We start from the raw sequence: 6,373 nt of genomic DNA on the forward strand, positions 1-6,373 counted from the left end.
CAGCAACGCAGAGCTGTACGCGAACGATTTACACCACTCCCCGGGGCACGACCACCGGCGTGGACAAGTTCAGCGTGCGTCATCACTGTGCCTTCGTTCATCGGGGCGATCGCAGGAGGCAGATCGTAGCGAGTGCGCGCACTAGGATCCCCAGCGTCCACGCCGATTGGTCAACGCAGGGTTCGAAGTCCTAGGAGAGATGTGCACCAGTCGCAGTTCAACCACATGAAGCAAGCGATGGAAATCTACCTGCCCCGCTCTCGTCACCTTGATGTTCTCGAACTGGGCTCCGGGACGTCGCCCGAGCAGACACAGACCCATCGCTCGCTGCTTGCCGACGTCGACCACTCCTACCTGGGAGTCGACGTTCGAGAGGCCAACAATGTCGACCTCGTGATGCGACAGCCGTACACGATTCCGGCCCGGTCTCGGAGCAAGGATGTGGTGATCTGCGGCTCGGTGCTCGAACACGTGCCGTTCTTCTGGGCGTCAGCGCTGGAGGTGGCCCGGGTGCTGAGGCCCGGCGGCCTGTGGTTCGTGACAGTCCCCTCACGAGGGCACAAGCACACCCCGGTGGACTGCTGGCGCTACTACCCCGACGGCATGCGAGCCATTGCCGCGGCCTCACGACTCACCCTGCTCGAGTCGCACACCCACTTCCCGCCCATGACCGACAACCTCCGCCGGCACCGCTATTCGGGCATCGATGTTCGCGATGACTACTGGGGAGACACGGTCGCGGTGTATCAGAAGCCGGAGCGGTATCCGATCGAGATGAACGTCATCCGCCCGGTGGTGCGGTGGTGGGCCAACCGTGCATCACGAGAAGGGCCCCTGGGCGCGACGCCCTATCCCCACGCCGGCTGCCCCGTGCCGGCAGCGCGGAGTTCTCAGCGAATCGAGTCCGGCGTCGCCGCACCCGCGTCATCGACGCCGATCGCGCGGTAGAACTCCAGGGTCGCGTCGCGGTTGTAGGCCTCTCCGTCGAACGGCAGGCTCGACACCTCCCCGCGCAGGAACGCCCGCAGCCCGTCGGCCAGGGCGCCGACCTTGCGCTCGACGACTCGGCCGTAACCCTCGGGCAGCGCCCCGCGCACCGAGTCGAAGGCGGTGGTGACCACGGGCCGGCCGAGGACCATGGCCTCGAGCAGCACCATGGGCTGACCCTCGTAGTCGCTGGAGAGCACGAAGCAATCGGAATTCGCGACGATCGCGTGCGGGTTGTTCTGGTGACCGGCCAGGTTGACGGCCGAGGTCAGACCGAGTTCCTCGACCAGCGCCATCAGCCGTTCGCGTAGCGGGCCCCGACCGAGGATTATCAGGCGGACGGCCGGATCCTCCTGGTGCACGCGGGCGAAGGCCTTGATCATCCGCGTGTGATTCTTCTCGGCCGAGAGCCGGCCGGCGGTGACGAAGGTGCGCACCCCGGGCAGCGGCGGGAGAACCGTCGACAGCGTCTCGCGCCGCTCGACCTCGTCCCGCACGTCGTCGGCACCGTAGACGGCCATCAGCCTTGCCACGGCCTCGGGCAGCGTCACCGGCCCGGACAACTGGGTCGTCGGCTCATCGGTCGGTACGCCTTCGGGATGGTCCGTCGGCGCGGGCGCGCCGGTGGCCATGTGTTTGATGCGCTCGACGTTGATCGTGTTGCGGGCGTACGTGAACGCCGCGGCCGGTGCCAGGTCGGCCAGACCGCGCTGGTTCACCTCGTCGAGCGCGGCAGACACCGACACCAGACGATCGGCCAGTCCGTAGAGCACCATGGCGCTGCTGACACTCTCGCGTACGGCCTTGGACCGGTCGGGGTTACCGACCTCGGCCAAGATGTCGTTGTGCAGCCACACCGACAACGTCCCGCCGGGTCGGTTGATCAGCAGTTTGAGCCAGAACGGGGAGTACCCGCTGAAGTCGACGACGTGCTCGAAGCGGGCGTGTCCGAAGCAGCGAACCCATTCCTCACGGAGCAGGGCGCGGTGGCGCGCCTGATGGCTGAAGCGCGGGTCGGCGATGATCTGGTTCTTGCTGAGCAGCGATTTGACCTGCACCTTGGTGCCGTTGATGCCGCCGATGCGCGGCAGCAACCGGACCCGTGGATTGATCTTTGCGAACTGCCGCAGCCGGGCCGGGTTTGCCGTGTAGCCGAAGGTCACCGAGACGTCGAAGCGGTCGTGATCGATGTTGTCGAGCAGGCACAGCGCCGAGGTCGTGATGCCGTTGTCGAGCATGCCGCCGAGGTGGATGAGCACGGAGGTGCGTCCGTCGGCGAAGCCTCGGACGACGGCCGGGTCCTGCCGGCCACGGAAGACGACGTCGACGACACGTTGCGCGGCGTGGCCGTCCTCGCGCCCGCAGTACCGTTCGCGCGCTGCGCGGTACCGGTCGGCGTACACGACGGCCGGGTCCTGCGGGCCCTGGGTGCCGAGGTGCTTGATATCGGAAACGAGGCCCTCGACGTCGCGGCTCACCGGCCCGGGCCACTCGGCCACGGGCAGGTACAGGCCGCGGTTGGCCTGGTAGTCGTCGATGTCGGGCGCGAAGAACAGCACCGGGCGACCGGTGGCGAGGAAGTCGACGAAGATGGAGGAGTAGTCGGTGACGAGGACGTCGGTGATGCCGAGGACCTCGTTGGTCGGCACCTCGTTCGGCACGAGCATCTCGCGCAGCTTCGGGTCACTGACGGCATGCTTGTAGACCTGCTGGTGCACCTTCAGCAGCAGCCGGTACCGCGACCGGTCGAGCTGCGCGGACACCGCCTCGATCCGGGTGCGCAGCTGGCGGATGTCGTTCGTGGGCGCGTAGAAGTTCCCGCGCCAGGTGGGGGCGTAGACGACGACTTCCTGCGCGTCGTCGAGCACCACCCCACCGGCCCGCAGCCGGTCCTTGATCCGGGCGCTTCCGGCATCGTCGAGGCGCTGCCGGTCGATGCGTGGGGTGCCGGTCTCGAGCAGCGCTCCGCGGTAGATGTTGGTCATCCGGTAGCCGTCGAGATACATCCGCCGGGTGTCGTCGTTGGGCGCCAGCAGGTAGTCGGCCGAGAGCAGGTTGCGCACCACGTTGCGGGTGTCGATGGCGCCGCCGGGGATGTCGTAGCCCATCGCCTTGAGCGGGGTGCCGTGCCAGGTGTTGAGGTAGACCTGGCCCTCCCGCTTGCCGAACTGCTGCGGGAAGGTGGCGTTGTTCACCAAGTACTTCGCCCTGGCCAGAGCCGCGTAGTAGGTGTGCGTGCCTGCCTCGACGAAGTCCACGCGCGGGTCGTCGGCGAATTCGGCGATCGTCGCGGCGTACTGCTCGAAGTCCGACAGCACCCAGGTGTGCTTGAGGTGGGCCAGGTCCGGAGCGGCGAGCAGGGCCCGGAAGATAGCCTCGGGGTTGCACAGCATGCCGTTGCCGGAGAAGGACTCGTAGACGACGCGTGACTCGTCGACGGGTGCCCGCCGTCCGTAGGCGATCCGCTCGTACTGGGCAGCTACCTGGACACGGCGGGCAATTTTTCGGACGCGGGCCCGGGGTCCGGAGGGCATGCGGCTCCTCGGTGTCGGGGGGTGTGGGCTTCGGACCTCTGAGCGGTGTCCAGCGGGACAGCCTATACGTCGCCGCTGAGTCGTTCTCTGCGTGTTACGCCGCGTGACGATTGACAACTTTTACGGATCTGAGAACCATTTTTTTGTCGACCAGTCAGCATCTGATGCGGCCGGTCGTCACGATGAAAGCGCACAGCACGATCGTGCGCCGGTCGCATCACGTAAAGGGGCTAGGCCTGATCATCCTTGCCGCCGATACGCGCTGGACCACCAGTGGGATGGTCCGGGGCTCGGCTCCTTGCCTGTTCCTTGGGGAAGTAGGTGCGGGGGATACGTGCCCTTCGTGGGATTCGAGTCCCGGATCTGGTCCGGACTGTGATCGTCACTGACTACATTCTTTGACTCCGAGGTGGCTGAACCATCAGCCCCACGAGCCACGGCCTCACGTCCGAATCCCCCGCCGGCGTGGGGCCGTGCCCGCTGGTTGTGCGGGCAGATGAACGTTGTCTCGCCGGGCGAAACCTGCCTCTGACTGGTAGGACACTCCTCGTGGATTTCCTCAAGCTTGCCGCCCAACTGACCGGCCGCGCTGCCCTCGAGGCCCGCTTCGCGGCAACCTTGCTGCAGGCCCGCGGGCCCGGGGTCGCGTTCACTCCACCGCACAAGCTGCTTGCCTCGCTGCGTGACCTCGAGGCGTACGGCCCGGTGGGTGCCGCCATCGCCGCGGCCACCGCGAGCGATCCCGACCGCGCCGCCATCGTCGACGAGATCGGCCCGTTGACCTTCGCCGAACTCGATCGGCGCAGCACCGCGTTGGCCAATGCGCTGCACGAACGCGGCGTCGGGTCCAAGGACGGCATGGGGATCTTGTGCCGTAACCACCGCGGGCTGTTCGAGGCGCTCGTGGCCGGCGCGAAGCTCGGCACCCGCACCCTGCTGCTCAACACTGACTTCGCCGGCCCGCAGCTCGCCGAGGTCTGCAAGCGCGAGGACGTTACCGTCCTGATCCACGACGAGGAGTTCACCGAGGTTGCGCAGGCCGTCGAGCCGTCCAGCGGGAAGTACGTCGCCTGGTTCGACGGTGACGACCCGCTGTCCGACGAGACGCCGCTCGAGGATCTGATCGCCGAGGGGTCGACGGCTCGACCACCCAAGCCGTCGGCCAAGCAGCGCATCGTGCTGCTGACGAGCGGCACCACCGGCACACCCAAGGGTGCCCCGCGTGACATGTCCGTGTCGCTGGCCCTGCCCGGCGGATATCTGTCCAAGATCCCGCTGCGCTCGGGACGGGTGGCCGTGCTGTCGGCACCTGCCTTTCACGCCTGGGGGCTGCTGAGCTCGATGCTCAACCTCGGCCTGGGCAACACGATCGTCACCGCCCGCAAGACCGACCCCACCTTCACCCTGGACGCGCTGGAGAAGCACGTCGCAGACACGTTGATCACGGTGCCGATCCTGCTCTCGCGGCTGCTCGAGGTCGGCGAGTCCGCGATTCGCGGGCGCGACCTGTCGGCGCTACGGGTCATCGCGGTGTCAGGGTCCGCGCTGTCCCCCGACCTCGCCGAACACACCATGGACCTGTTCGGCGACATCCTCTACAACCTCTACGGCTCAACCGAGGTCGCATACGCCACGATCGCCACGCCGCAGGACATGCGCGCCGCGCCCGGCACCGTCGGACGCCCGCCGACCGGCACGACCATCACCTTGTTCGACGACGATGGCAAGCCGGTCGGCGGCACCGACTCCGGACGCATCTTCGTTGCCAGCTCCATGCAGTTCGAGGGTTACACCGGCGGCGGCAGCAAGGAGACCGTCGACGGAATGATGTCGACGGGCGACGTCGGGCACTTCGACGCCCACGGCCGGCTGTTCGTCGACGGCCGCGACGACGACATGATTGTCTCCGGCGGCGAGAACGTCTTCCCGGCCGAGGTCGAGGATCTGCTCGGCTCCTTCGACGGCGTCTCCGAGGTCGCCGTGCTCGGCGTCGACGACGAGAAGTACGGCAAGCGGCTGCGCGCCTACGTGGTCAAGAGCGAGGGGTCCTCCGTCGACGAGGACACCCTCAAGGATCACGTCAAGAAGAACCTGGCCCGCTACAAGGTGCCCCGCGAGATCGTGTTCATCGACGAGATGCCGCGCAACCCGGCCGGGAAGGTGCTCAAGCGCAACCTGCCCGACCCCTGACCCCCGGGTTGGGGGTCAGGTTTTGGGGAGCACTGCGAGGATCGACTCGGTGACCTCGTCCTCGGTCCGCGCCGCGTCGACGGTGTGCAGCAGGCCGCGGTCGCGGTAGTAGTCGACGAGCGGCGCGGTGGCCTCGTCGAAGACACGCAGCCGGTTGGTAACCGTCTCCTCGTTGTCGTCGATCCGTCCCTCGGACTCCGCGCGGGCCAGGATGCGGCGCTTGAGCTCGTCGCGCGGGACGTCGAGGTAGATGACGGCGTCCGGGGTGGCGTCGTACTCCTCAGCCAGCCGCCGGGCCTCGACGGCCTGGTCGACCGAGCGCGGGAAGCCGTCGAGCAGGTATCCGTTGCGGTTGTTGGCCGCCCGCACCTTCGGCATAACGAGGTCGATGATCACCGAATCGGGGACGAGCTCGCCGTCGGCCATGATCTCCTCGGCCTTGCGGCCGAGCTCAGTGCCGGCGTCGACCTCGGCCCGCAGCAGGTCGCCGGTGGCCAGGTGCTCGAGCGACAGCAAGTCGGCGAGCCGCTTGCCCTGGGTGCCCTTGCCCGAGCCGGGTGGGCCGATCAGCAAGACGTTCATGTTTCTCACCTTTCCACCGCGCGCCGAGGGAGAGTCCCGCCGAGTGGTGTAAGTCGGGTTCCTGATCGTGGTGACCGGTG

General features: G+C 67.5%; 4 protein-coding genes. 2 read left to right on the plus strand and 2 right to left on the minus strand.

Annotated elements, in window-relative coordinates; translation table 11 throughout:
• Positions 1-237: 237 nt before the first annotated feature.
• The gene (locus ACFFC4_RS21840; RefSeq protein WP_375504809.1) at positions 238-948 is read left to right on the plus strand and encodes a methyltransferase domain-containing protein; all 711 of its coding nucleotides are present in this window, start codon (positions 238-240) and stop codon (positions 946-948) included.
• Here the strand turns inward: ACFFC4_RS21840 and ACFFC4_RS21845 are convergent.
• The gene (locus tag ACFFC4_RS21845; RefSeq protein WP_375504811.1) at positions 891-3,521 is read right to left on the minus strand and encodes a CDP-glycerol glycerophosphotransferase family protein; all 2,631 of its coding nucleotides are present in this window, start codon (positions 3,519-3,521) and stop codon (positions 891-893) included. The two genes, ACFFC4_RS21840 and ACFFC4_RS21845, sit on opposite strands and share 58 nt — an antisense overlap.
• A 549-nt stretch (positions 3,522-4,070) precedes the next feature.
• On the opposite strand from ACFFC4_RS21845, the gene ACFFC4_RS21850 reads away from it, so the two are divergent.
• Positions 4,071-5,711 (plus strand): AMP-binding protein, encoded by a 1,641-nt coding sequence (locus ACFFC4_RS21850; RefSeq protein WP_375504813.1) that lies wholly within the window; start codon positions 4,071-4,073, stop codon positions 5,709-5,711.
• A 15-nt stretch (positions 5,712-5,726) separates the two neighbouring features.
• Here the strand turns inward: ACFFC4_RS21850 and ACFFC4_RS21855 are convergent, their stop codons facing one another.
• Entirely contained in the window at positions 5,727-6,293 is a 567-nt protein-coding gene (locus ACFFC4_RS21855) for an adenylate kinase (RefSeq protein ID WP_375504815.1), read from the minus strand.
• Positions 6,294-6,373: the final 80 nt, after the last annotated feature.

The organism is uncultured Jatrophihabitans sp. (genome assembly GCF_964244045.1).
Taxonomy (GTDB): domain Bacteria; phylum Actinomycetota; class Actinomycetes; order Mycobacteriales; family Jatrophihabitantaceae; genus Jatrophihabitans.

Bases quoted from the DNA above. Each gene is read 5' to 3' on its own strand.
- ACFFC4_RS21855 (WP_375504815.1), bottom strand. From the start codon at position 6,293: ATGAACGTCTTGCTGATCGGCCCACCCGGCTCGGGCAAGGGCACCCAG.
- ACFFC4_RS21845 (WP_375504811.1), bottom strand. From the start codon at position 3,521: ATGCCCTCCGGACCCCGGGCCCGCGTCCGAAAAATTGCCCGCCGTGTC.
- ACFFC4_RS21840 (WP_375504809.1), top strand. From the start codon at position 238: ATGGAAATCTACCTGCCCCGCTCTCGTCACCTTGATGTTCTCGAACTG.